24 protein-coding genes are annotated in these 24,424 nt (G+C 64.5%); 12 read left to right on the top strand and 12 right to left on the bottom strand.

Translation table 11 applies throughout. The features are described 5' to 3' along the window. Positions 1 to 25 precede the first annotated feature (25 nt). Entirely contained in the window at positions 26 to 991 is a 966-nt protein-coding gene (locus OVY29_RS15275) for a tetratricopeptide repeat protein (RefSeq protein WP_058818192.1), read from the bottom strand. A gap of 269 nt (positions 992 to 1,260) precedes the next feature. On the opposite strand from OVY29_RS15275, the gene OVY29_RS15270 reads away from it, so the two are divergent. The 4 genes from OVY29_RS15270 (at position 1,261) to OVY29_RS15255 (ending at position 5,167) form a co-directional block, all read left to right on the top strand. Continuing rightward, the gene (locus OVY29_RS15270) at positions 1,261 to 2,061 is read left to right on the top strand and encodes a hypothetical protein (RefSeq protein ID WP_058818191.1); all 801 of its coding nucleotides are present in this window, start codon (positions 1,261 to 1,263) and stop codon (positions 2,059 to 2,061) included. Between the two features lie 562 nt (positions 2,062 to 2,623). Further along, a complete protein-coding gene (locus OVY29_RS15265; protein WP_269433469.1) occupies positions 2,624 to 2,758 on the top strand; it encodes a hypothetical protein in 135 nt (44 codons plus the stop codon). A gap of 49 nt (positions 2,759 to 2,807) precedes the next feature. Beyond that, a complete protein-coding gene (locus OVY29_RS15260; RefSeq protein ID WP_058818190.1) occupies positions 2,808 to 3,434 on the top strand; it encodes a lasso peptide biosynthesis B2 protein in 627 nt (208 codons plus the stop codon). A 185-nt stretch (positions 3,435 to 3,619) separates the two neighbouring features. Continuing rightward, entirely contained in the window at positions 3,620 to 5,167 is a 1,548-nt protein-coding gene (locus OVY29_RS15255) for an asparagine synthase C-terminal domain-containing protein (protein ID WP_058818189.1), read from the top strand. Here OVY29_RS15255 and OVY29_RS15250 read toward each other — a convergent pair. From OVY29_RS15250 to OVY29_RS15215, 8 genes are all read right to left on the bottom strand, one after another. Continuing rightward, positions 5,164 to 7,362: a prolyl oligopeptidase family serine peptidase gene (locus tag OVY29_RS15250; RefSeq protein WP_313911687.1), complete on the bottom strand. Its 2,199-nt coding sequence runs from the start codon at positions 7,360 to 7,362 to the stop codon at positions 5,164 to 5,166. The two genes, OVY29_RS15255 and OVY29_RS15250, sit on opposite strands and share 4 nt — an antisense overlap. Before the next feature lie 2 nt (positions 7,363 to 7,364). Then, positions 7,365 to 9,893 carry a TonB-dependent receptor gene (locus OVY29_RS15245; protein WP_313911686.1) on the bottom strand — a complete coding sequence of 843 codons (2,529 nt, stop codon included), beginning with the start codon at positions 9,891 to 9,893 and terminating at the stop codon, positions 7,365 to 7,367. A gap of 101 nt (positions 9,894 to 9,994) precedes the next feature. Further along, positions 9,995 to 11,008: a FecR family protein gene (locus OVY29_RS15240; protein WP_313911685.1), complete on the bottom strand. Its 1,014-nt coding sequence runs from the start codon at positions 11,006 to 11,008 to the stop codon at positions 9,995 to 9,997. Then, positions 11,005 to 11,700 (bottom strand): RNA polymerase sigma factor, encoded by a 696-nt coding sequence (locus OVY29_RS15235; RefSeq protein ID WP_082660512.1) that lies wholly within the window; start codon positions 11,698 to 11,700, stop codon positions 11,005 to 11,007. Before OVY29_RS15235 ends, OVY29_RS15240 begins: the two co-directional genes overlap by 4 nt. Positions 11,701 to 11,864: 164 nt before the next feature. Then, positions 11,865 to 12,461 (bottom strand): GntR family transcriptional regulator, encoded by a 597-nt coding sequence (locus OVY29_RS15230; protein WP_313911684.1) that lies wholly within the window; start codon positions 12,459 to 12,461, stop codon positions 11,865 to 11,867. Next, positions 12,458 to 13,324: a phytanoyl-CoA dioxygenase family protein gene (locus OVY29_RS15225; protein ID WP_053555754.1), complete on the bottom strand. Its 867-nt coding sequence runs from the start codon at positions 13,322 to 13,324 to the stop codon at positions 12,458 to 12,460. Before OVY29_RS15225 ends, OVY29_RS15230 begins: the two co-directional genes overlap by 4 nt. After that, positions 13,321 to 13,947, bottom strand: a complete 627-nt coding sequence (locus OVY29_RS15220; RefSeq protein WP_053556400.1) for an acyl-homoserine-lactone synthase — start codon at positions 13,945 to 13,947, stop codon at positions 13,321 to 13,323. Before OVY29_RS15220 ends, OVY29_RS15225 begins: the two co-directional genes overlap by 4 nt. Before the next feature lie 146 nt (positions 13,948 to 14,093). Beyond that, positions 14,094 to 14,510, bottom strand: a complete 417-nt coding sequence (locus OVY29_RS15215; RefSeq protein WP_053555753.1) for a MerR family transcriptional regulator — start codon at positions 14,508 to 14,510, stop codon at positions 14,094 to 14,096. Between the two features lie 77 nt (positions 14,511 to 14,587). Between OVY29_RS15215 and OVY29_RS15210 the strand changes: the two genes are divergently transcribed. Next, positions 14,588 to 14,938: a mercuric transporter MerT family protein gene (locus tag OVY29_RS15210; protein ID WP_053555752.1), complete on the top strand. Its 351-nt coding sequence runs from the start codon at positions 14,588 to 14,590 to the stop codon at positions 14,936 to 14,938. Continuing rightward, entirely contained in the window at positions 14,931 to 15,155 is a 225-nt protein-coding gene (locus OVY29_RS15205) for a GDCCVxC domain-containing (seleno)protein (protein ID WP_053555751.1), read from the top strand. The genes OVY29_RS15210 and OVY29_RS15205 overlap by 8 nt, the downstream gene beginning before the upstream one ends. Positions 15,156 to 15,236: 81 nt before the next feature. Here the strand turns inward: OVY29_RS15205 and OVY29_RS15200 are convergent, their stop codons facing one another. Further along, positions 15,237 to 15,971 (bottom strand): LuxR family transcriptional regulator, encoded by a 735-nt coding sequence (locus tag OVY29_RS15200; RefSeq protein WP_053555750.1) that lies wholly within the window; start codon positions 15,969 to 15,971, stop codon positions 15,237 to 15,239. Between the two features lie 488 nt (positions 15,972 to 16,459). Here OVY29_RS15200 and OVY29_RS15195 point away from each other — a divergent pair, with 488 nt between their 5' ends. The 6 genes from OVY29_RS15195 to OVY29_RS15170 all read left to right on the top strand — a co-directional run bounded on the left by OVY29_RS15195 (position 16,460) and on the right by OVY29_RS15170 (position 23,113). Further along, entirely contained in the window at positions 16,460 to 16,882 is a 423-nt protein-coding gene (locus OVY29_RS15195) for a DUF2958 domain-containing protein (RefSeq protein WP_053555749.1), read from the top strand. 101 nt (positions 16,883 to 16,983) lie between these two features. After that, entirely contained in the window at positions 16,984 to 19,038 is a 2,055-nt protein-coding gene (locus tag OVY29_RS15190; RefSeq protein WP_053555748.1) for a ParB/RepB/Spo0J family partition protein, read from the top strand. 215 nt (positions 19,039 to 19,253) lie between these two features. Continuing rightward, positions 19,254 to 20,852, top strand: coding sequence for a hypothetical protein (locus tag OVY29_RS15185; protein WP_053555747.1), 1,599 nt, complete (start codon positions 19,254 to 19,256; stop codon positions 20,850 to 20,852). Between the two features lie 4 nt (positions 20,853 to 20,856). Further along, positions 20,857 to 21,822: a M28 family peptidase gene (locus OVY29_RS15180; RefSeq protein WP_053555746.1), complete on the top strand. Its 966-nt coding sequence runs from the start codon at positions 20,857 to 20,859 to the stop codon at positions 21,820 to 21,822. Then, entirely contained in the window at positions 21,822 to 22,064 is a 243-nt protein-coding gene (locus OVY29_RS15175; protein WP_053555745.1) for a hypothetical protein, read from the top strand. The genes OVY29_RS15180 and OVY29_RS15175 overlap by 1 nt, the downstream gene beginning before the upstream one ends. An 11-nt stretch (positions 22,065 to 22,075) precedes the next feature. Next, a complete protein-coding gene (locus OVY29_RS15170; RefSeq protein WP_067179643.1) occupies positions 22,076 to 23,113 on the top strand; it encodes a toprim domain-containing protein in 1,038 nt (345 codons plus the stop codon). Between the two features lie 49 nt (positions 23,114 to 23,162). Here the strand turns inward: OVY29_RS15170 and OVY29_RS15165 are convergent, their stop codons facing one another. Further along, positions 23,163 to 23,852, bottom strand: a complete 690-nt coding sequence (locus tag OVY29_RS15165) for an RES family NAD+ phosphorylase (RefSeq protein ID WP_313911682.1) — start codon at positions 23,850 to 23,852, stop codon at positions 23,163 to 23,165. A 4-nt stretch (positions 23,853 to 23,856) separates the two neighbouring features. Further along, entirely contained in the window at positions 23,857 to 24,240 is a 384-nt protein-coding gene (locus OVY29_RS15160; protein WP_144423622.1) for an antitoxin Xre-like helix-turn-helix domain-containing protein, read from the bottom strand. Positions 24,241 to 24,424: the final 184 nt, after the last annotated feature.

Here is a 24,424-nt window from a genome sequence, read left to right as displayed (position 1 = left end):
CCTGCACGGGGCGCCATTTTCAAGATTATGGCAGAGATTTTCGAAGCTTTTCGAGCTTTCGAGCAACGCCGATTCGGGCATCGATGCTCAACGCCTTCTCATAAGCGTCCACCGCCTCCCGGATCGCGCCTTCCTTTTCGTACCATTCGCCCAAGAGCCGCAAAGCATGCGCTTGCAGCGTGCGCTCAGAACCTTGCGCCGCGACATGCAAGCCGGCCAAAAGTGCCTCTCGCATCCCGCGATCCATTGGCTTTTCTGACGCGAGGACCATACGAATGACATGAAGATCGCCAGCGCCGATGCGCTCGATCTGCCAGCTCTTGCGGTCGAGCATAGCCCCGTCGAAGTCATAGCCGACACGGCAGGCGTTCGTCCGTAACAAGTAGACGTGGCGACTGGTCGTATCGAACTCATAACCGTCCGCCCAACCTGTCTCGACCTCCCAGCGAGCGATTTCATCCCCCAGTTCGAGATCGAAAAGAATGTAGCGGCAACTGTCGGTGCTGCCGGGGGCATTTGCGGTCTGACAAATAGCGATGCGTCCATCGTCCGACAGGCCGTTGCTTATCAGATTGGCGCTCAGTTCCTTTTCGACCAGCTTTGCGCCGTCGGCCCCGAAGGCTACGAACCGACCCTTGAGGCCATCGCCGAACAAGCGGTCGTGGATGATGAAGCTGCCATTGTTCGCGGTCTTTCCATCCGCGGGACGCTCGAGCTGTCCCGTTGCGACAATTTCATCGCCGTGAAGCAGGGACCAGGAACCATGGCCTTCGCGGCGGTATCCGCCGACCGTACCTTCACGATTTCGATCCGCCCAAATCAGGTGAAAATCTCCATTGGGGGATGCGGCATGATGACCGAAAAACCCGATCGACTCGATCCGAACGAGGTCGTGCCCGAACTTCTGCATGCGAAGACCTGTTATCTTTGGGCGCGTGGGCAGCTCGCTTTGGGTTTCCGTTCCAAAGAGCCGCCGCAGAAATCTCTTCATCCCATACTCTCCGTCTCTGGGCGCGTTGCGACTTCAGAGCCGTGCAGGGGAGGCCCGCTCGACGCAAGAGGGCTCAAGCTCGCTGCCCGCCTTCTTGCCGATTGACTTGTCATTGGCGCTGCGCCAGATTTCTCGCAGGCCTTCAACAGGGGCCTGCCGCCTGCATTTGCGAAGCCATAATGGCACTGTTTTGATCACTGACCCATCGCATTTCGTGGCTTTGGGGGCGGTAGCAGGCGACGCCGGTCCGAAGCCCACGGAGACCTGCGATGATGTTTCAATATTCCACCCTCGCCGGGTTGAAATCGCTCGCCAAGCAAATCCAGGCGGAGCAATCGGTCCCTCGGCACGATGCGCTCGACCTCGCGGCATGTGCAGGCGGGTTCCAAGGCTATGTCGATGCGAAACGGAAACTTCCAAGCCGATCCACGCTCCACAATGTCATGGTTCGTCAGAACTGGTGGGGATATGAAACAAGGGAAAGCGGCACCGCGCACATTGATCTCAAATTGCGTGCGCCACTGACCGAGCTGGTACGGCGTCACCATCTGACGGGCTATCTGGGCGCCTGCAAGATCGAGGACTCGGTCTTTCTGGAGCGGACGGGCCAGCAGCGCCACGCCAATGAAATCCAATGGTATATTGGCCGGATCGCCCGTGCGCTGCAGTTCATGGACGCAACCGGTCTCAAACCCTCAAGCGCCCGCAGATGCTATCCGACGCACGAGTATGACAGTCGTCCGCCCGTCGCGGATCATGATCATTGCTGGTTCGATCCCGAAGCGCGGGTCCATATATTGTCGACAGAACCCTATCCCGGACGAACCGAACGAGGCGAACCCCGACAGATCGAATGGGAACGGCGGCATGGATGGAGCACCATCTATGTCAACTGGGGCAGCATTTATGGAAACGGCACTGAGTTCATCCTTTGTTGCCCCGCAGCCTACGCCGAAGTGCTTTCGGCCAAGGTTGAACTCCTCGAACGCTCGTCGCCAGCCGTCGAGGATGAAGCGGTCGTGATCGAGACATTTGATCCCGCCGCGCGCAAGGTCATCGTCTTCGATTAGGTTTGCCGGAAGGAGCGGGGCTGCGGGCGCGCTCTTTCCCGCCGGCCTGTCGGTCGGCTCCTGAGGGCGCGGCACCTGATGTATCGGGCCCCGCCGCACTCTGAACCGGCGGCATTTCCAAATTGCGGGCGTTGAAAGCCGACATGCCCCGGCTTTCCGCCCGCACTCATTGGGCACATGGCCGCCTTGTTGCAGGGTGCGCTCCATTGATCAGGCGCTCGCTGGGCGCTCGCGGTCCGTCAGCCACGGTTCGGCCTCGATAATGATTTCAGAAAAATACATCCAGATTTGGGGCCAGTTTCCATTGCGACAATTCCGGTTTCGACCAGAACATCTTGGCGCCTTATCAATACGGGCGTGTGACCGGGTTCCGTCACGTATGTCCAGGCGAAAGCTAAAGGTGACGGTATGCGCTCCCGACGCGCGTTTCCTTTGCGCGGTCACCTTTTTACCCTGATCGCACGTTCAGAAAATAAACGGATTATAAAATAGAGCAGCTTTTCGCTGTGGCTTAGCGTCGGACTGCGACTCATTTCGGTCGCGAATGATGAAAGGAAAAGCCATGGACAAGCGTGAAAACGGTATCGTCGATCTGGGCGATGCGCGCACCGAAACCCGCGGCCTCGGTGTCGAAGGTCCGATCGACCTTGCGACGCTCCAGCGGACATACAACGCCGGCATCCAGACCGACGACTGATGCACCGGGCGTGCGGCGCCTCGGTGCCGCACGCACGCATATATCTCATATGGCCTCCTACCGCCTCCGCTCCGACCTCAGATATTGCGCAATAGGCACACGGATAATTTGCCTCGATCTTTCGGCGAGCCGCTACTTCCTGCTGGAAGATGTTGCAGCCGAAGCGTTTGAGGCGTTTGCGAAGGGCAAGGCGAGTGAAGAGCAGACCGCTTGGCTGGTCGAACGAAATCTGGTCGAGGCTGGCGTTCCCACAGTCCCACCATCGCTGGCTCCTGATCCGACCGAAAGCATCTTCGATGGTCCAACCGGGGCATCGCACCCTTGGCTTATCTTGGAAGCCGTCGCTTCCCAATGGCGCGCTCGCCGCAACCTCGCAGCCCGGCAGCTTGGCACTCTCCTTATCCCGACGGGGCTGCCCGAAACTGGACTAGATCCCTGCAGACTCGTTGCCGCCGCCTTTGCCCGGGCATCGCGCTATCGCGATGCGACCGACCAATGCCTCGTCCGGGGGCTTGCCATGCGAACGATGCTTGCGCGCCGCGGACTGGGCGTCGATCTCGTCATCGGAGTGATGCTGCCGTTCGCAGCGCATTGCTGGGTTCAGGCAGGCTCTGTCGTACTCAGCGATCCCCTGGACCGCGTCCGGAATTTCAAGCCCTTGCTGACGGTGCGATGAGACTTGCCTTCCGCCTCGACATTGCGCCGTCGGGTCTTCCGCCGTCGCCTGCCAGCACCGCGACGGAGTGTCCGGTCTTCAGCTCGTCCGTTGCGCGGTTATGCAGTGCGGCGCCGTGTATCGATCTTGGGGAAAGGGGCTGCATCGTCGGGCCGCTCTTCCGGCGTGAAATACCATCGGGCCGCGTGACCGATCTCAATCGGGACGAACGGCAATCGATCGCCGAGACGCGCGGCTTGGCGCTGCTCGCTGGCTATTGGGGTGGCTATATTGCCATGCTGATCGGCGATGACGGAACAGTTTCCTTGATGCGTGATCCGTCCGGAATGATGCCATGCTATATGCGCCGCGCGGCGAGCGGTGTCGTGCTGGCCAGCGATATGACGGCCATCGCCGAGCCGGGACAAGTCGCCGTCGATTATAGCGCGCTGGCGCGCATGTTTGGCGGGATCGACTTCATCGGCCGAAAGACAGGCATCGATGGCGTCGAGGAACTGCTTCCCGGCGAGCGTCTCGTCGTAACGGCTGACGGGAACCGGATCGAGCAGGCATGGTCCCCATGGGACCATGTTCGCCCGCCTAAGGGCTGCGGGTTCGAAGCTGCGGCTGTCGCTCTGCGTGACACGCTCAAGGACAGCATCGGCGCCTGGTCGACCGGCTTCGACAACATCTTAGTCGGCGTGTCGGGCGGGCTCGACAGCTCGATTGTAGCAGCGGCGCTCGGCCCGCGCATACCAAGGTTCCGGTGTCTGACCATGGTCGAGCCCGGCACCGATGGGGATGAGCGGCGCTATGCTAAGGCCCTCGTCGATAGGCTCGGTGTCGGGCTTGATGCGCCGATCTTCGACCTCGGCACCGTCGACGTTACTAGGCCGGTCATGCGCCACCTGCCGCTGCCCATTGCTGCCCACTACTTCCCCGCCCTTCAGGCCGAGCATCGCCGACTCGCGCGCGACAGGCCGATCGACGGATATTTTTCGGGCAATGGCGGCGACAATGTTTTCTGCGCCCTGCGCAGCGCGGCGCCGCTTGCCGACCGTTTTCTTGCACAGGGACTTCACCCGGGACTGTTCGCTACCGCGCGCGACCTTGCCGACTTGACCGGCTCGGGCATGATCGACGTCGTCCGCGCAGGCTGGGAACGCATTCGGCGACGGAAGGGCGGGCATCGCAGGCGTATCGATCTTACGGGCCTCGGATCTACGGGCCGGGCCGCTGCTGTGGCGGAAGGAGATCGGCATCCCTGGTTCGCGGCGCCGCCGGGCGCGCTCCCGGGCAAGGCAGCGCATGTTGCCATGCTGGCCCGTGCCCAAAAGAGCATCGAACTCTATCCCCGTGCGATCAGCCCGCCCCAGATCACCCCTTTGCTGTCGCAACCGGTCCTCGAACTCTGCCTATCGATTCCGTCGTGGTTTTGGGTGCGAGGGGGCCGCGATCGTGCGGTAGCGCGCATGGCGTTCCGTGATCTCCTTCCCGATCTCATTCTCGAACGCAGGACGAAAGGCAGTCCCGGCGGGTTTGTCCGGCGCGTGTTTGACGCTCAAGGAACGATGGCCGTCGAAATGCTTCTGGAGGGCAAGCTCGTCGGCGCCGGGCTGATCGACCCCGACTGGCTTATCCGAGCAAGCAAGGAAGGCTGGCGGGACGATGGACGCGATCACCGGATCCTGACGTTCGCGGCGGCCGAGGCATGGACGCGCTGGTGGGAGGAGGGAGGCCGGGTCGAAAGCTAATGTCGGTTCTCATCGTTCGCCGTTCTGGCGCTGCAACTGCGCGGGGCCGCGTCACGCATCTTGTCCCATAGCGCGTAGCGGTCGGCGTGAGGCGATTGTGGATCGCGCTTGCCGAGGAGCCAATAATCGAACCACGCGATATTTTCCTCCATCGCAAGAATGCGGTTCGACGGGATGTGGAAGATGTGTGTTTCATCTGTCGCTGTGTTCTCGCCCGGATAAAGGCTGAGTTGCGCGGGAACACCGGCCTTGCGGAGCGCGGCGTGAAGATCGATTGACGGAATGAGCGGTGCCGCGACCTGTTGCAGCACCGCGCCGCAAACTTCGTTTGCACGAAGCGACGGAGAGAGCCGGCGATAATTTGCGAGCGCCGCCGGATCGGTTGGCGGCCCGCCGAACACCGTGTCGTAAGAACCTGCCACGTTGAAATAGAAGGCCGGTTCGAGATAGCCGCCGTCGCCGCTCGATGCCGCGCGGAACATCGAGCTGTTCGTGATCGTGACATTCGTCATTTGCGAGCCGAAGCTGTAACCTGCGATCCCAACCTGCGCCGGATTCACGATCCCTCGATCGACGAGCTCCTTCACGGAATCTTCGAAGGTCGCGACCGAGTTCAACCAAATTAGCTGCCTCAGCTTCTCTGGCGAAACCGCCTTCGTCTCGCTGACCCAGGCTTCATAGGCGGCATCGATTTCGGCGTTTTGGCGGGACGTCGGACTATTGACGAGCAGTACGACATAGCCCCGTTCGGCGAACAGTTGCGCCGGATATTCCCATTGATTTTCGTGCGTTGCAAAGCGGTCGTCCGCGTCCGATGCATGCGTGATGACGATCGCCGGATATTGCCGACCCTTTGTGTATCCGCGCGGCCAGACGATATAACCCGTCGCCTTGTAACCATGTCGATTGATCCAGGTTCGGGGTTCGATCCGAAGCGGCGCGATCCCTTCGTGATCGGCCGAGACCGATGCCACGCGGGTTATGCCGCCACTCGCAACGTCGACGCGCACCACCGATGGCGGCACCGTCTGCGATTGCGCGATGCAGGCGCCTTTGGTGAGCGAGACCGTAAAGTCGCAATAGTTGAGGCTGAGAGCGCTACTAATCGTTCGGACACGATCATGTTCGATGATTGCTAGCCCGAAGCGAGGATTGTCGATCGTGCGGAACCCCGCAATCGCGCGCCTTCCATCAGGCGACAGGAAGCCGCCGGCCGCGCGGGCATCGCCCACCGCAAAGGGAAAGCGTCCGAAGCTCCGCCGCTCGTCGCCGGGAATGGTTTCGACAAGCTCGCGCGTATCATCGCCGGTGCCTTCCGACGACAGCCGGCCGCCATGAAGGCCGGGGAGGCGCCAGTAACCGCGAGCGGCTTTGCCATCCACCACTCGAATTTTTTCCGATGTGAACGACCAGCCCATCGTCACAACCTGCTGCCCTCCGGCGGGGTCCGTTTCCATCACATCGAACCGCACCTCATCCTTCTCCCACTGGACGAAGCTCCTGTCGAAAAATGTCCGAAGGTCGCTTTGCGGACGCGTCGCGAGAAGAATGTCCCTGCCCCCAGGATCGCGGAGGTAGATCGAGGCAGTGGCCCGGCCGGGGGCGCGGCGCTGCGCGCGCTCGGCAGTGACCGCGTCGTCGTAGCGCATCGCTTTGACGAACGGTGCGGCGTCAAGGACGATATACCAGAGCCAGCGCCCATCGGGAGACCAGCTGTGCGCCCGCACCCCCGTAGCAAGCGGCGCATGACCATAGCCCGGAAGCACAGCACCCTCGGTATCGCCATAAACTGCAGTCGCAGGATGCGCGACGATCGGGGTTACAGCGCCGCTCGCCCCTATCCGATAGAGCTGGACGCCATCGCCCTTATCGATCCGCGCGCTCCAGTCCTCCGTTCCGGGAATGCGCTTCACCTGATCGATCCACGCGGCTCGCTGCAGCTCGCGGGTCGTACCCTTTTCCAGATCAACATATCGCAGCAGCGCGACCGTCCGGTCGCTCTGGCGGTCGGCGATCCGCACGACATAGATCGCGCTCTTCGCATCCGCCGAGACTGCGAGATCCCGTACCTCGGGGACCGTCAGTTGATCGTCGATCGTCCAGCTGCGGCCGGCTTTCTGTGCGGCTGAGGCCGGCGAGGTCGGCAGCGCCGCGCCTAACAGTGCCGCCCCTGCGAGCAGAAGAGGGCGGATCATGCTCACCACTCCTGCCGCACGGTGAGGCCGACGAAGCGCCCCGTCGGTGAATAATTTGTCGTATCGTAGGGCGTCTCGCTGGGCAGGGCGGTGACAATCGCCGTCGGCTTCGCATTGAACAGGTTGAGCGCGGCAAGTGACACGTCGGTCCGCTTGCCAAGGCGCACCCGCGCCGTGAGGTCGAGCGTGTTATAGGAGGGAATGCGCATGCGCACCGCCTGCCGATCGTCATCGAGCCCGCTCATATGGTTGACGAAGGCGGCGAGCGTGAAACGGTCGCCGCCATAGGTAACTCCGGCACGCCCGCGAAAGCGCGATGGCCGGAACAATGTGCCGGCGAGCGGCGTCCAGGCAGCGCCGGGAAGGATCTGCTGGCGGCTCTTCAGGAAACTGCCTGCGGCTGAGAGCGCAAGCTCTTTCCCACCATCGAATTCAATGCGGTAGCGCATCGAAAGATCGACGCCCGAATAGCGCTGGCGCGCGATATTGCGGTCGCGGGCGTCGATGAAAGCAACAATGGTCGCAGGGTCATAGGGCCGTCCCGTATTATTCTCCAGGCCAAGCAGCGCGCCATCAATGATCGCGGCAAGATCGTCCGCATCGGGGTTCAGCGTGACGAGATCGGCGTAGAGCGGATTATCGAGCACGCCGACGAGCGACGGGATCGGCGTCGCGACGCGGTCGGTGTAATCGATCCTGTACCAGGCGGCGGTGAATTCGACGCCGCGCGACGGAGTAAGCTGCGCGCTCAGCGTCATATTCTCCGAACGCTCGGGTCCGAGGCGGCTGTCGGGACCCGCCGCGAAGATGATATTGGCGCTCGCCGGATAACCGCTCCCATAGCGGGCGGCCCGCCCCATGATCGCCGAATAGCCGCTATACTGCTGGTAGAGCGTCGGCATTTTGAACGAACGTCCCCACGAAGCACCGAGGCGGAGGATCTCCGCCGGTTCCCAAACGACGCTGAGCTTGGGGGTCATAATGCTCGGCGCGTCCGAATAATCCTCGAAGCGGAGCGCGGCCGTGAGCGAAAGCGAGTGCAATCCCGCAATCTCCTGCGCGGGTGCCGTGACCGGGACCAGCAGTTCGCCATAGGCGAAGAGATTGTCACGCCGCCGCCGGACATCGCCCGTGGGGGACGCCGCGAAGAAGTGATTGCGCCGCGCCCCACCACCGACGGCAATGCGCACGTCGCCCGCCGGCAGGGCGAACAGCGGTCCTTGGAAGCCCGCTTCAAGCGCGAGGTTGCGGTTGAAAAAATGCTTGTCGATGTGCGCGAGCAAATTTCCCCCGAAAAAGAGATCGGAGAAGCCGCCGGTGCGATCGGTGCCGAAGAAGCCGCTCGCCTTGAAGCGCCAGTCCCCGCCGAGCTCCGCAGAGAGGTTCGGGGCGATCCCGAAGGATTCCGAGGTACTGACATTGTCGAGCCCCAACTGGTCAGGGGCGAGCGCCAGGCTGTATCCGGTAACCGAGTGTAGCCGACTCTTCTTGTAAAGAAGGTCGGCAGCAAGCGTGACATCCGGACCGATCGCCTGATGTCCACTCAGGAGCAGCGAATGCCGCCAGGTGGCGGGAAAGAGCATCGTCTCCGCGTTGGCGGCGCCCGCATAGTCGCGATCCCCCGCGCGGATCGCCGACGAACGGCTATAATCATAGGCTGCGAGGAGCCCGCCCGACGACCAGGCTTTGCCGCCGAGCAGCCCGTATTGCTGCTGCACATTGCCGCCATCGGTCGACGCACCGACGCGGGCCATTGCCGACGCACCGTCATAGTCGCGCTTGAGCAGGATGTTCACCACGCCCGCGACAGCGTCCGCGCCATAGATGGCCGAGGCCCCATCAGCGACAATCTCGATCCGCTCGACAGCGGAAACAGGGATCGCGCTGACGTCGATCACCGAGGACACACCGGTGTAGGCGAAGCGATTGCCGTTGATTAAAGTCAGCGTCGCATTGGGACCGATCCCACGCAGGTTGAAGGTCGAGGCGCCATTGACATTGGCGTTCTCGTTGGGCGCTCCCTGGCCGTTGCCGATGCCGGGGTTGAACCCGCCGCCGAAATTCTGCGGGATGCTGCGCGCAACCTCGCCGAGATCGGCCTGGCTGCCGTTGCGAATATCTTCGCTCGTCACCCTGATCACCGGGGCTGCGGACGGAGTGCCGGAGATGCGGCTGCCGGTCACGACGATGTCTTCTTGCGCCGGACTGATCTCGGACTGCGCTCGCCCCAAAATGATGACCGAACCACGCTCGAAGCGCGCGGTCAGCCCGGTTCCGCGCAGCAGGGTCTCGATGGCTTCGCGCGGGGTGATGTCGCCCTTGAGCGGCCCGGTCCTCCGGCCCGCGAGATCGGCACTCGACGCATAAAGTTCGATCCCGGCTTGCTCGGCCACTTTTCGCAAAGCATCGCCGAGATCCTGCGTCGGCAGGTCGAAGCTCTGGCGATCCTGCATCTGAGCCGCGGCGGCGATAGGATGCAGACAGGCTATACCGACCATCAGCGACAGGCAAAAACGAGACTTTCCGGACATCATCATACTCCCCCTGGGTTGTGACCGGATGCTTGGGCACACGGCCTTTGGGGGAGCGATGACGCCAGTTGGGCGACCGCCTTAGTGGAGCAGTGAATTAATTATCGTTGGCGAAGGTGGGTGCCGTCGGCACGCTTGGTGATCTCCAGATCGAACAATAGGGCGAGCCGCTCGGCCACTGTATCGGGCTGGCTGATCCTGAACCGGCCCGACGCCTCGAGCCCCGCTGTCCTTGCGTCGTCGATGACGATCGGCTTCGCGGCGTAGCGATTGGTTTCGGCAATGAGCTGATCGAGCCGGACCGAGCGATAGTTCGCCCAGCCCGACGGCCATTCGCGGCTGTCTTGCTGTGTCGGCGATGCGGCCGGTGGCTGCTCCTTGCCGTGCGGGCCGTAGGTCACGGACTGTCCCGATGGCAGGGCTCGGGCGTGCCGGGCGACGGATTCAGGGGCGCCGCCGAAACGAATATCGGCCTCGCCGCGCAGCATCGTCACGCTGAGCGCGCCATTTTCCTCGAAACCGATATCGAATGCCGCATCCTCGGCCGTGACGACGCCGTCGCTGACCTCGACGCGCAGTGGCTGTTCATTCTTGGTCACCGAAAGCCGGACGCGTCCTTTGGCAAGCCGGAGGTGGCGGGCTTCGTGCGCAAATGAGACTTCGAGCCGGCTATCAGTGTCGAGCACCGCAGTCGAACCATCGGCAAAGCGGAAGCTGCGGATCTCCCCGCGGCGGGTGACCAGCGGCTCGGCCGCGCGCGCCGTGAGCACACCGTCTCCGAGCGGACCGGAAAGCGGAGCCCCGCCGGCGCCGAAAGCCAGAAACACCACGGCCGCGGCGGCGATCACGGCTCCGGCCGACAACCAGCGCCGCGCAGCCCGGCGTCGGCCGCTGCGCTGTTCGGTTTGCGCGGTGCCATGACGCGACGAGGATTTCAGGATCGCCGCGGCGGCGAGCTTCTTCGTGATCCGTTCATAGGCTACCTTGTGATCAGGCGAGGCCGAAAGCCAGGCCTCGAACTCGCCGCGGTGCGCCTCGGGGTTCTCGCCGCGCATCTTCACGAGCCAGGCGTGCGCTACCGTATCGACCGGATAATCGTCAGACCCCGCACTCATCGGCCGCCGTCCACCACCTTCGCGATAAAACCAAGCGCCCTCATCATATGATATTCCACCGTCGCGATGCTGATGCCGAGGCATTCATGTATCTCACGATAGCTGAGTTCGTCGACCCGGTGCATCAGAAACACCCGGCGTGTCTTTGGTGGCATGGCGTCGACCGCCTCTTCATAGAGCCGGAGAAGGTCGTCGGCTTCCATATTCCATTCCTGCTGCGGCGGGCTGGCGGCATCGCTTTCCTCCTGAAAGGAAAAGAAAAGCGCGGGGTTGCGCCGCTGCCTCCGGGCGCGGTCGATCAGCAGGTTCTGCGCTATCCGGCGAAGGAAGCCGCCCGGATTGGCGAGGCTGTGACGCTGCTCGCTGCCCGCCGCGCGCGCGAAAACTTCCTGCACGAGATCCGGCGCTTCTTCGGGCCCAGCCCTTCGGCGAAGAAAATGAAAGAGCCAAGGACCATGCGCCCGAAAAGCGTCATCGAGGTCGCAAGCGTCCGCCGGTGCCACGACGGGCCGGTCGTCGGGATGCGCGTGACAGGCCGACGACACCGAAAAGGGGTGGCGCTCCTGCGACAGTTTCTTGGCAGGGTATGATGACAATTTACACAGCCGATTGGCACGAGATCGCTGGCCGGCGTTTGCCCGGCTATCGATCTTCCAACGCTGTGCCGCCGTTTGGCCGCGTGGGAGCGGCATGGTCCGGAACGGCCGCCAGTCCGACAAGGACGGGCGTTCATAATGGCTGGCGAGAATATCGCGCGGGCGTTGCCAAATCTGTCCCGCACCCCGAATCATGTCAGCATGGCCGCGCAAAGACAAGGATTATGGGTAGAATCAGGCGCTGGGCGCCGGGTCCGGCTCTATGACGCGCCTCCGAGTAGCCGGGCATAGCTGGCCGCTTCGCCGGCGCGGCGTTCGTGATAGCGGAACAGAAGGTTGCGCGTCTCATGCGGCGGGCCGCTTGTCAGCGCGGCCGCGAGCGCATCCAGTTCGGCGACTGTTTCGCCGACAAGCTGTTCGTCGAGGTGCCGCGCCAGATGGAGGCGGTCGCCGAGCGCGGTGATGCTCGCGACCAGTTCGCCATTGCCCGACCGCGCTGCCATTTCGATGAACAGCCCGGCGGTTCGGTCGGGATAGTCGCCATCCCGCGGATCCGGCGCCGCGCGCCCGCGCGGGGTCGTCGCAAGCGCCGCGAGCAGCAGGATGAGGTGGAGTTCGAGCATGTCGCGATATTCGGTCTCGGAAAGGCTATGCGCGTGAAATCCGTCGCCATGGCTGAAATCGACCATGCGCTCGCCCGCCAGGCGGTAGAGGCAGTCGCGCACCGGCGTCACGCTGACGCCGAGCTGATCGGCGATCTTCGCCGATTCCAAGCGGCTGCCGGGCGTCCAGCCGCCCGCCATCAACCGGCGCTTGATCGCTTCATAAGTCGGCTCGACGACATGCGCGGGACTCATGCGCTGTTCCGCTCGGCCGCCGCAAAGCCTGCGAGCATCTCCATCTGGTCGGGACGCAGCCCATCGACGGCGCCGACATGTTCCGGGACTTCGCCTCCGAGCAGGATCGAAGGACATTGGCCTTCATAATTGCCGAGATTGGGACGGTGCTGGCGATAGCCCGCGAGCGCGGCGAGCTCGGGCGGGAACCCGCGTGCGACCTCGGGCGGATAGGCGAGCCACAAATTCTCATAGGGTTTGAGCCAGCCGAGACTGTAGCCGATCACGACGCCGCGCCGCACCTGGTCGGTGATATTGGCGCCGGCGCCATGTGCGGTCGAGCCCAGAAAACAGATCGCGGCGCCCGGGTCGCACGCCGCGACGATCGGCTCGCCGGGATCCGTCTTTGCCATGCCGTCCGCGCCATGACTGTGCGGATAGATGTGCGTCGCGCCATTGTCGGCGGTGAAGGGGGTGAGCGGCCAGATGATGTTGACCAGATACTCATGCGCGCCTTTTTCTCCCGCCCACATGTCATGGTCGCGGTGCGGAAACTGCCGGATCTCGCCCGGATGGATTTCGATCGCCTGCGCGACATTGAGCTGGATGCTCTCGCAGGCATCGCCGAGAATGGATTCGACCGCCGCGAGAATTGTGGGTTCGAGCGCCAATGCCTGCGCCCAGGCCGAGCGCTTCATCAGCGCGCCGAATCTTTTGGTGCGATGACCGTAGAAATCCCCGCGCCCGAACGGTGTCGCGGCGAAGACCGGATCGAGATCGGCGTCGAGCGCCCCAATCGCATCCGGCGGCATCAGGTCGGGGACGATGCAGTATCCCGTCTCGCGCAGTTCCCGGGCAAGATCATCGGACGCAAGACCGGTCATGCTTCCGCCTCCCCATCGTCGTCGGCGAGGCGGAACGAGAGCGGCGCATAGACGCCGCCGCGCTTGAGGTCGTCGAGCACATGCGCGTCGATATGGATGTGCAATGCCATCAATCTCCCACCCGGATCCGCGGCCTTCGGCCCGAGCGCGTCGCATCTCCAGCCGAACTCCCGGACCTGATCGAACCAGCATAGGTCGGCGACGCCGGTATAATCGGTGATGCCTTCGCGCAGCGCATGCTCTGCAAGGGCGGTCACCAGCTGGTCGCGCGCGGCGCGGCGCGATGCTGCGTCCTGGTCCCGGTCGAGGCAGAAGCGGCTGATCTCGCACACGGTGGGGCCGCGCGGCACGTCGCCGGCGCACAGATGCGCAAAATGATCGCCAAGGAGATGTGCGCCCTCGGTCGGGAGCAGCCGCGCCGAGGCGCGGTGGCGGCCATCGGCGTCGAGCAGGATGAGATAGCGCGCCGCCGGCGTGTCGAAATGGTCGAGCTCATATTGGCCGGCGAGTACTGGCAGGTCCCATTTGAGCAGGTCGATGAAGACGCTCTTGCGCGCGGCGAACATGGCGCGCAGCGCCGCGTTCCCGGGCGCGGCGGGCGCCCGCGGGGTCGTGTCGATCATGATGATTCCTCGGCTGTTGGTGCCGGGAATCAAATCATTTTCCGTGGACTGCGCGTATCCCCAGATATGAGGATGATCCGCGCGATTCCAGAAGCTCTTGATAGTTGAGCCTGTCGCTCGTCGTCACGCGGGTGTCATCCGGACGATCAGCCGTGCGGTGTACCGGCCCGAAGCGTCTGGAGCAGCGGACAGGCGGGATCGTCGCCGGCCTCGCAAGCCCGTACCGAAGCGGCGAGCACACGCTCCATCCGCTTGAGATCGGCGATCTTCGCGCGCACATCCGCAAGGTGCGACGAGGCGACGTCGCGCACCTCGGCGCAGGCAGCCTGGCCTCCAGTCGCGAGTTGGAGCAGCGCCCGCACCTCGTCGAGGGTGAAACCGAGCTCTCGGGCCCGGCGCACGAAGCCGAGGCGCCCTACATCCTCCTCGCCATAGTTGCGGTAGCGACCGCGCCGGAGCGGAACGTCGAGGACGCCGATCCGCTCATAATAGCGGATCGTTTCGATGTTGCAGCCTGTGCGGCGCGAGAGTTCGCCGATCTGCATCGCTCTGGTTGCGGCCATCGCAAAAATACCTCTTGAGTCTGTAGCTGCTACAGATGCTACGGCGTCCCCTCACACCGCACAAGGAACCGATCCCAATGCAGAATCGCCCCAAGGGTATCGACGCCGGCGCGTTCACCTTAGCCGGCATCGCCGCGGCTTTCGGCGTTGCATCCTGTTGCGCGCTGCCCTTCCTGCTGGCCTCTGCGGGGATCGGAGCCGCATGGCTCGGCGGCATCGCGATGGTCGCCATGCCCTATCGCACGCCGCTTCTTCTGATCGGGGCGGCATGCCTCATTCTCGGCGCCTTCCTGCTGTTCCGCCAGCAGCGCGCGGCCGCGCGCTGTGGCCCCGGCGGTGCCTGCACGCCCCGCTGGGTGCGCATCCTGACGCTTGCCGGCCTCCTGCTTGGCGCGGCGCTGCTGTGGGCGGGCTACCATTATGTCTGATGCCGGCCCCGACCTTCGTTCGACGATCACCTGTCCGCAGTGCGGCCATCGCGAGACGGAAACGATGCCGACCGACGCCTGTCAGTTCTTCTATGACTGCAAGGGCTGCGGTGCCGTGCTGAGGCCCGAGCCCGGCGACTGCTGCGTGTTCTGCTCCTATGGAACCACGCCCTGCCCTCCGATCCAGATCGGAGGCAAGGGCGCGTGCTGCGACTGAGCGGCACGCCCTTGCCTCGGCTGTCATTCCGGGCGTGCCTGCCTCCTTGCTGAATTTCCGGACAAGTCGTCGTTGACGCGGTCAGCGCGCGTGCCACCAGTCATAGACGTCCCCGAATCCGATGAGGCCATCGAACAGCGCGCAGAGGGTCAGCATCTGGCCGCAATGCACGTCATAGCGGTCGCGCGCGGTCTTGAGATGCTGGACGACCGTCACTTCGCCGATCCCGAGAATGACCGCCACTTCGGCCGCGGTCTTGCCGCGTGCGGTCCATAATACGCACTCGCGCTGCCGTTCGCTCAGCGTCGCTTTGCTTTTTAGCGGCACGGCGCCGACGAGCTGGCGTGCCGAGACGATCGCGAGCGCGCCGATGATTTCGGCAATGCGGAGCATATCGTCCTGAAGCTCGCTTTGCGGGCGCAGGACGAAAGAGCAGGCGCCGCTGGCCTCGCCAGGGAGGTGGCGCGGCACCGTATAGCCGTCGGCGAGACCATATTCGCGGCCGACATGGAGCATTTGCCGGTCGCTGCGGGTCAGCGGGATGTAGCTTTCGATCTCGTCCCAGCGGAAGCCGGTCATCGACCGTTCGCCGGCGCGGCGCACCGGATCGGCACCGCCAAGATCGAAACCGACATAGACCTTGGCCCAGGCATCGGGGTAATTGTGAACCAGCAGGGATGCCGGCTCGGCATTGCCGCGCCGGTCATAGGCGAGCGCGAAATGGTCGAAGCCGAGGCGCATCGATGCGCGCGCGAGGGCTTCGAAGAGCCCGTCCTCATTCGTCGCCGTGGAAATTTCGAGGGCGAGTTCCTCCATCAAACAAAAATGCTTCACTGTGACCGTCCGGTCGCCGGCACGTTCCCAACCCGTCGATCCCGCGAGCCGCTCCCTGGGTCGCCGGTCCCGGTTCCTCTCCGGCACGGACGACAGATGGGACATTATGCGACTGGTCCCGGCCCTCGGCGAGGCGGGCTTTTGCCCTGGCCCCTGCTGCGCGACGGCGATCGCCTCCCGGTCCTAATCGATTGGCCGGAAACGGGAAAGGCGCGGGCCCCGGAAAATTGGCCCCAGATCTGCATCTATATTCCGGTCGCCGGACGGTGCCGCGGGGCGCCGGAAAGAGAGCGAGAGGAAGGCACGGGTCCTGGTGAGCGGATCGAAGGAGGCGGGAGTGGCCCTGCCTCCGGTCCGCCGCGGAGACCTTGCATGACATATCATCCCTTCTTCCTGCCCCGGGCGCTCGCGCGGCCCGGCGTCCGCCCGGCCGGCATGTACGCCCCAACCCTGGCGGGCAGGGCGGCGACATGAAACTCCTGACCCCCGATCTCGCGGCGCACCTGCGCGCCAACGACGCGGCCCGTCGTGCAGCCGTCGCGCGCGGCGGGCGCGAGCCCGATCCGGCGCCCGTCGTGCGCTTCTTCAACCCGGTGGGATCGGCGACCTGGCTCGCGACCGAGATGGACGAGGACGGCATATTGTTCGGCCTTGCCGACCTTGGCTTCGGATGCCCCGAGCTCGGCAGCTTCGCGCTGGCCGAACTCGAAGCGGTCCGGCTGCCGTTCGGCCTTGGTATCGAGCGTGATCTCGGCTTCACGCCGCATCATCCGCTCTCGGTCTATGCCGCGGCGGCTCGCAGCGCGGGCTCGATCCTGCTCGGCGAGCGGCGTTTGCGCGAAGCGGCAGCGCGGATGAGCGGGCGTGGCTGCCGGATTTCCGGGTGCGGATAGGTCCGCCTGCGGCGGCCCCAAAGGGAGAGGAGGGCCGGGTTTTCGTGACGGGCTTGAAAGCCGGGAGAGTGTCTCGCGGCGGCCCGTCATGGAGAATGGCCATGGCCAGAACTGCCGCCAAAATCACCCTCAGCCCGTCGCGCGACATCCCGCTCGACCGGCTGGTCCTGTCGCAGTCCAATGTCCGGCGTGTGAAGGCCGGCGTGTCGATCGACGCGCTGGCCGACGACATCGACCGGCGCGGGCTGCTCCAGAGCCTCAACGTCCGGCCGCTGCTGGGTGCCGACGGCCAGGAAACCGGCCGGTATGAGATACCGGCCGGCGGGCGCCGCCACCGCGCGCTGGAACTGTTGGTGAAGCGCAAAAGGCTCGCGAAGGATGCGCCGATCCCCTGCGTCGTGCGCGCTGCCGACAATGATATCCTCGCCGAGGAGGACAGTCTCGCCGAAAACAGCTTTCGCGAGCAGCTTCATCCGCTCGACGAGTTTCGTGCGATGCTGGCGATGGTCGAGAAGGACACCGGCATCGAGGAAATCGCCGCGCACTTCCACACCACGCCGGCCGCGGTGCGCCAGCGGCTCAAGCTCGCGGGTGTCTCGCCGAAGCTTCACACCCTCTACGCCGACGATGCGATGACGCTCGACCAGCTGATGGCGTTCACCGTGTCGGACGACCATGCGCGCCAGGAAGAGCTGTGGGACCAGCTCGAACACAGCTTCAACAAATCGGCGGCCTATATTCGGCAGAAGCTGACCGAGAACAGCGTGCGCGCCGCCGACAAACGGACATGCTTCGTCGGTCTGGGCGCCTATGTCGAAGCCGGTGGCGGCGTCGTGCGCGACCTGTTCGAAGCCGACGGCGGCGGCTGGCTCACCGATCCGGCGCTTCTCGATCGGCTGGTCGACGAGAAGCTGAAGGCGGAAGGCGAGCGCGTCCTTGCCGAGGGCTGGAAATGGGTGACGACCTCGATCGACCTGCCGTGGGACGCCACGCGCGGCCTCCGCGAAATCGACCGCGAGGTGACCCCGATGAGCGAGGACGAGCTGGCGCGCGTCGCCACGCTCGAGGCCGAAGCCGAGGAACTCGAGGGTGAATGGGCCGATGCCCCGGAGGTTCCGGCCGAGGTCCACGCGCGTCTCGATGCAGTCGAGACCGAGCTCGGTACGCTCGCGGACCGGCCGGAGCTGTTCGACCCGGCCGAAATGGCGATCGCCGGTGCCTTCGTCTCGATCGATCGCGATGGTTCGGTGCGGGTCGAGCGTGGATTCGTGAAGCCCGAGGACGAGCCGAAGGCGGAAGCGTCCGAAGACGAAGCGCATTCGGCCGCGGACGGCGATGCCCGGTCCGCCGGCCCGGACGCGGGCGGCGAAGCCGCGGTGTCGGCGGACGCCGGGGAGGACGAGGAGGTGGAGACACTCCGGCCCCTTCCCGATCGGCTCGTGTCGGATCTGACGGCGTGGCGCACGCTCGCGCTTCAGGACGCCTTCGCGCAGGATCCGGCGACCGCCTTCGCTTCGGTTCTCCATGCCCTGGTGCTCGGCTGCTTCTATTCGAGCAGCAGGGAAAGCTGCGTTCAGGTGTCGCCGAACCGCGTCTATTTCACGAACGCGCCGACCAATCTTCGCGATTGCGGTCCGGCACAGGCGATCGATGCGCGCGCGGCCGAATGGAAAGAGCGGCTCCCGCAGTCGGACAAAGAGGTGTGGGACTATTTGCTCACGCTCGATGGCGAGGAGCAGACGAAGCTGTTCGCGCATTGCGCGTCGCTCTGCGTCAACGCGCAGGCCGAGATCGTGCCCAAATATGACAATGGCCGGATTTCGGCGCACGGCGTCGAGCGCCGGATCGCGCACAGCCATATCCTGGCGCGCGCTGTGGGGCTCGATGTTCATGGCGCGGGCTGGCGGCCGACCGCCGATGATTATTTCCGCAGCGTCACCAAGCCGCGGATCCTTGCCGATGTCGCCGAGGCGCGCGGCGAGGCCTTCGCCAGGATGATCGACCATTTGAAGAAGGCCGACATGGCGCGCGAGGCCGAGCGGCTGGTCGAGGAGACGCGCTGGCTTCCGGCGCCGATGCGCACGCCGGGGCTCGATGACGAGCCCGACGACGCGGCCGAGGCCGGTGACATCGAGCTTCCCGTCGCGGCCGAGTGATACGGCTGGCGGGGCCATGAACCCCGCCGGACCTTTCGATACGGCGCAGCGGCGTTTGGAAAGTCGCCCTTGGGCGGCTTGAAGCGACCCGAGACCGACCATCGCCCCCAGCCAGGGCGCTGATGCCGGACCCTCGCCGACCCTGCGCCATTTCCCAACAATCCAGCCCGCGCCTCCGCTCCGGGGGACGCGCGCGGCTGCGTGGAGTCATGTCCATGGCACAGTTCCAAATCTTGTGTCCGCACTCGGAAGCCGAGTGGCGGCCGATCACGATCGAATTCATTTTCGCGCCCAACGGCGACCAGCAATATCTCTGGCCCTCCTTCGAGGAAGCCGAAGCAGCGCGGAAGCAACTGCTCCTCCGCGCGCCCGATGTGCAGCTTCGTATCGCGCTTGCCGGCGCCGATATCGGCGATGTCGACTGGCCGGTCCGCGAGAAGCTGCGCTTCGCCGACGGCAGCTATGCGCCGACGCCCTGGCACGACGAGCCCTGGTACCGGGAAAAGCACGACGAGCATTTCTGCCATGTCTCGACCGAGCAGGCCGGCAAGATCGCCTTCACCGAAAATGCCGCCAAGGGCCAGATCGACCGCCAGCTCGTGATGTCACCCGGCCGCTACCTCCATCGCTTCTTCTCGGCTCATCTCGACAACAATGCGATCGAGGGCTGGTGCGCCCGGCTCTCGGTGCAGCTCGAGGAAGATGCGCTCAAGATCACCCAGGATGCCGATGAGATCGAAGATGTCTATGTCGGCGGTCCCGGTAGCTGCATGGCGCATGACGCAAGCGAGTTCGACAGCTTCTGTCACCCGACGCGCGTCTATGCCGGTCCCGATACGGCCATCGCCTATATCGGACCTCGTGACGATGCCCGGGCGCGCAGCGTGGTGTGGCCCGAGCGCAAGATCTACACCAGCCTCTATGGCGATGTGTCGCGCCTCAGGTTGCTTCTCGAAAATGCCGGCTACGCCAAGGGCGGGCTGAACGGCGCGCGCATCCGGCGGATCGTCGACGGCGACAGCTTCGTCGTTCCCTATATCGATGCGGGCGATGACCTCGCTGACGATGGCGAATATCTCATCATCGGACGCGGCAGCATCCCGTCCGAGAACACCAATGGGCTCGGAAATCGATGCTGGTACTGCCCGCGGTGCGACCGCGAAACGACCGCGCACGACGAGGTCTATTACCGCGACGGCTCATCGGAAGAGTGGTGCTACAGCTGCTTCACCGATCACTCCGTCTTCTGTGATCACAACGGGCGCTCGTACAGCGACGCCGAAACCTTCATCACGGTTCTCGCCGATGGCGACGAGCATGATGTTCTCGAAGACGATGTGGAAGCATTTGGCGCGGTCTATCTCGACGATCGCGGCGAATGGTGGATCGAAAGCTGCTGCCGCCGGTGCGACGCCTCCGGCCAATGGTTCCACGCCGACGATCTCACCGAATATCATGGCGAATGGCTCTGCGCCGATCATCTTCCCGAGCCCTTCGACGATGACGACCCGTCGCTCGCCAACGCCCATGTCCTCGCCCATGACTGGTTTCGATATGAAATGGCCGCGATCGCGATCGAGGTCGCCAAATGGCAGGCGGCCGGGGAGCGTGCCCGCGACGAGCGGCTGAGGCGCGAGCGGGAGGAAGCGGAGCGCCTTCGCCTCGAAACCTTGCGTCGCCAGCCTTTCGAACCCTGCAATTGTGGGCGCGCGCACCGCAATTCTCTCGAAGCACCGGGGCTAGCCGATAGCCTCGTCCCTGCCGCTGCAGGCGCCTCAGCCCCTGCCGCTACCCCCTCGCATACAGGAGCCTGATCCCATGAACTATGAACTGACGGGCCGGGCCGGCCTGCTCGAAATCCTGTCCTGGGCGCGGCCCCATGACAGCGCCACCGAACGCGCCTTCTGCCGCGAATATCTCGACCGGATTCCCGGCATGCGTTCCGATGCCTTCGGCAACCGGATGATCACCATTGGGGGTCGTCCCCGCACCCTGTGGAGCTGCCATGTCGACACGGTCGCAGCGGTGGGCGGAGCGCAGGCGGTGGGCATCGACGCGCATGGCGTCGCGCATCTCTGCGACGGCAAGGCTGGCATGTCGCTCGGCGCCGACGACGGCGCGGGGCTGTGGATCATGCTCGGCATGATCGCGGCCGCGTGTCCTGGCCTCTACCTCTTCCATCGCGGCGAGGAGCAGGGCTGTCTCGGGTCGCGCTGGATCGAGCGCCATACGCCCGAACTGCTCGCGAATATCGATGCGGCGATCGCCTTCGACCGCGCCGGGCTCGGCGATGTCATCACCCATCAAAGCTATGGCCGGACCTGCTCCGACGCCTTTGCGACGAGCCTCGCGTCGGCACTCAACCAGCAGAACGCGGGCTTCCGTTACGCGCCCGACGACACGGGGGTCTATACCGACACCAATGAATATGCGGGCATCATCCCCGAATGCACCAACCTGTCGGTCGGCTATGAACGCCAGCACGGACCGCGTGAGACGCTCGATGTCGTTCATTGCGAGAAGCTGCTCGCCGCGATGCTCGAGCTCGATGCGTCGCGGCTGGTGATCGAACGCGATCCTGCCGTCCGGGAGGACGATGATCGCTGGTGGTTCGACCGGGGTCGCGGTCGCTGCGACAGTTTCGCCGAAGCGGTTGCCGATCATCCGGACCTTGCGGCCTGGATGCTTGAGCAATGCGGCGTCTCCTACGATGATTTCCAGATGGCGCTGTGGGCCGAGGAGATGGACGAGGATGGAGGTTATCGTCCGCTGATGGCGTCCTGATGCCTAACCTGCGGCCCCTGCCGCCGACGGGCAAATCGTGCGCCCTATCGACGCGCGCCCACCGAATTGCGCCATTTCGATGGTATCGCCGTCGCCTGATCGGGGCGATGGGCTTGATTTTGGTCATCGGCGCACAGAAATTGAAGCTCTACGTGCCGGCAGGGGCTGCTGGCGCCGATGTGTTCGCGCGGCTCGTCGATCGGTTTCCGATTGAGCGGGTCTCGGATCGCAAGGCCGCCTGAAGGAGCCCCGCATGGAAAGCCCAGCCCGTGAACTTGCGCGCCGTCTCGGTGAGAATGCCGAGGCGGTGTGCCGCCACTATCTCTCGAACGGTCGCCGCGAAGGCCATTATTGGCTGGTCGGCGATGTGCATAATGCACCGGGGCGAAGTCTCTACGTCCGCCTCAGCGGCAGCGAGAGCAAGCCGCGCGCCGGAAAATGGACCGATGCGGCGACCGGCGATCATGGCGATCTGCTCGACATCATCGCCGCGAGCTGCGCGCATATGAGCCTCGGCGACACGCTTGCCGAGGCGCGGCGCTTCCTGAGCCTGCCTCCGCCTGATCCGGTGAAGCGCAACCCGCGTCCGCGGCGGGCGAGCCCGGGAAGCAGGGAGGCGGCCGCGCGGCTTTGGGCGGCATCCAATCCCATCGCCGGGACGCTGGTGCGAACCTACCTCGCGGACCGCGCGCTTCGGCGTGGCGGGGATTTGCCGGCGCTGCGATATCATCCGCATTGTTATTATCGCCGGTCCGACGAGGATGCCCCTTCGGTCAAGCCGGCATTCCCGGCGATGATCGCGGCGGTGACCGATTTGGGCGGCTCGCTCACCGGCGTCCATCGCACCTGGCTCGATCCGGCACGGCCGGCCAAGGCGCCGATGGCCTATCCGCGCCGCGCGATGGGACATCTCCTGGGGCATGGCGTGCGCTTCGGGCTGGCGGGAGACGTCATGGCCTTCGGCGAGGGCATCGAGACCATGTTGTCACTGCGCGAGGTCGCTCCAGCATTGCCGCTCGTGGCCGGTCTCTCCGCCGCCCATCTTGCGGCACTTCTGTTTCCGGCAGGCCTGCGGCGGCTCTATGTCGCGCGCGAGGATGATCCCGCCGGGCGCGCCGCCTGGGCGGCGCTGAACGAACGCGCCTTGCCGCTCGGCATCGCGGTCCACCCGCTCGAGCCGCAGCGTGACGATCTCAACACCGATCTTCGCCGCTTCGGCTCGGCGCGGCTGGCGGAAAACTTGCGGCCGCAGTTGACGCCGGTCGACGCGGCGAGATTTCTTGGACGATGATCGCTGACGAAATGGGTTCGGCTCGGGGCTAGGACGCGATCGCGCTCTTTCAGCTATCGAGGCTCTTCTTTTCATAGATGGTCGTGATGGCCGTGCCGTCCCACATATAGCAGAGATGCCGTTCCTGCCGGCAATTGGACAGGAGGCGCGGCCGGAAGGCGGCGGCGCATTCGCCGCCGGGATGGCGGACGCTCTGGTAGCGGATACCGTCCGAACCCGCATCGCGGAGCTCCGCCCCGAGCCCTTGCGCATCGATATAGCTGTCCGGATCGTAGAGATGCGCATGGCTGTCCGCGAGACCGCGAATGTCGTGGAGACTGGCCTCAAGGTCGATGGCATAGACGCGCATGTCGATCTCCTGGGCAGGCTCGTCGGTCGCGGTGAGGAATCTGGTGCGGTGATGCCGCGTTTCGGCGATCGCGGTGTCGAGCGTGTGGCCGGCGTAGAAGACGCCGAAGCTGCCGTCGGTAAAACGGCTGCCCTCGGGATTGAGATGGGTGAAGGCCGCCATGATCGGTGTCGTGCCGGGGCCCGAAACACGGTCCTCGGGCGGCACCAGCGCGAGTATGCCGACTTCGTCGCGGAGGCGATCGTTGGTCATCGCCTCGATCTGGAAGACCGCCTCGAGATCGTCCGGATCGGCGACCTTCTCGAACAGGCCGATCGGCGGGAAGCGGCTGGGGATGATGCGGTAGCAGGGCGACCAGCTCGTCGCCGTGACCGGAATGTCGAGCGGCATGGGCTTAGCCGCGCTGCCCGTCGATATATTGCCGCACGACATAAAGGTCCGAGACATTGCCCGACACCATCCGGTCGAGGGCGGACTTGCCGGCGAAGCTCTTCGCCTTGTTCGGCTTGCGGACCCATTCGTCGGCGGTCTGCGGCACGAGAATCTGCAAGCCCTTGTAGATGCCCATGACATAGGAAATCCGCTCGAGCGCATCCTTCGAAAGCGCCGCGACCTCGCCGCGTTTCCAATTATGCAGCGTCGAACGGCTGTCGAGCCCGAGGACCGCCATCTGCTCGCTTTCGCTGAGCTTCCACGCCTCGGCGATGTTGAAAAAGGTGCGCAGCGCCGGGCCGGTAAGATCCTTCCGGTCGATCGTCTTTGCCAATGCCGTTGCCATGTCGGGCTCCTTCATGGTCCATATGTTCCTTTATTGAACAAAAGTCAATATTTCATCCGAAAAGATACACTAGCTCGCGCCCTTGACCGGGACCACCATCCTCCGGGCGAACAGGTTGGTCTTCGCCCCATGCCGGCAGAGCCCACGCCTCCGGCCTTCGCTGGAGGGCGACTGCGGCAGCGCG

Origin of the sequence: Sphingopyxis sp. SE2, assembly GCF_032227185.1 — a bacterium.
Lineage (GTDB): Bacteria > Pseudomonadota > Alphaproteobacteria > Sphingomonadales > Sphingomonadaceae > Sphingopyxis.
Note: the sequence above shows the minus strand (reverse complement) of the source record. Positions and strands in the feature narration are given on the sequence as shown.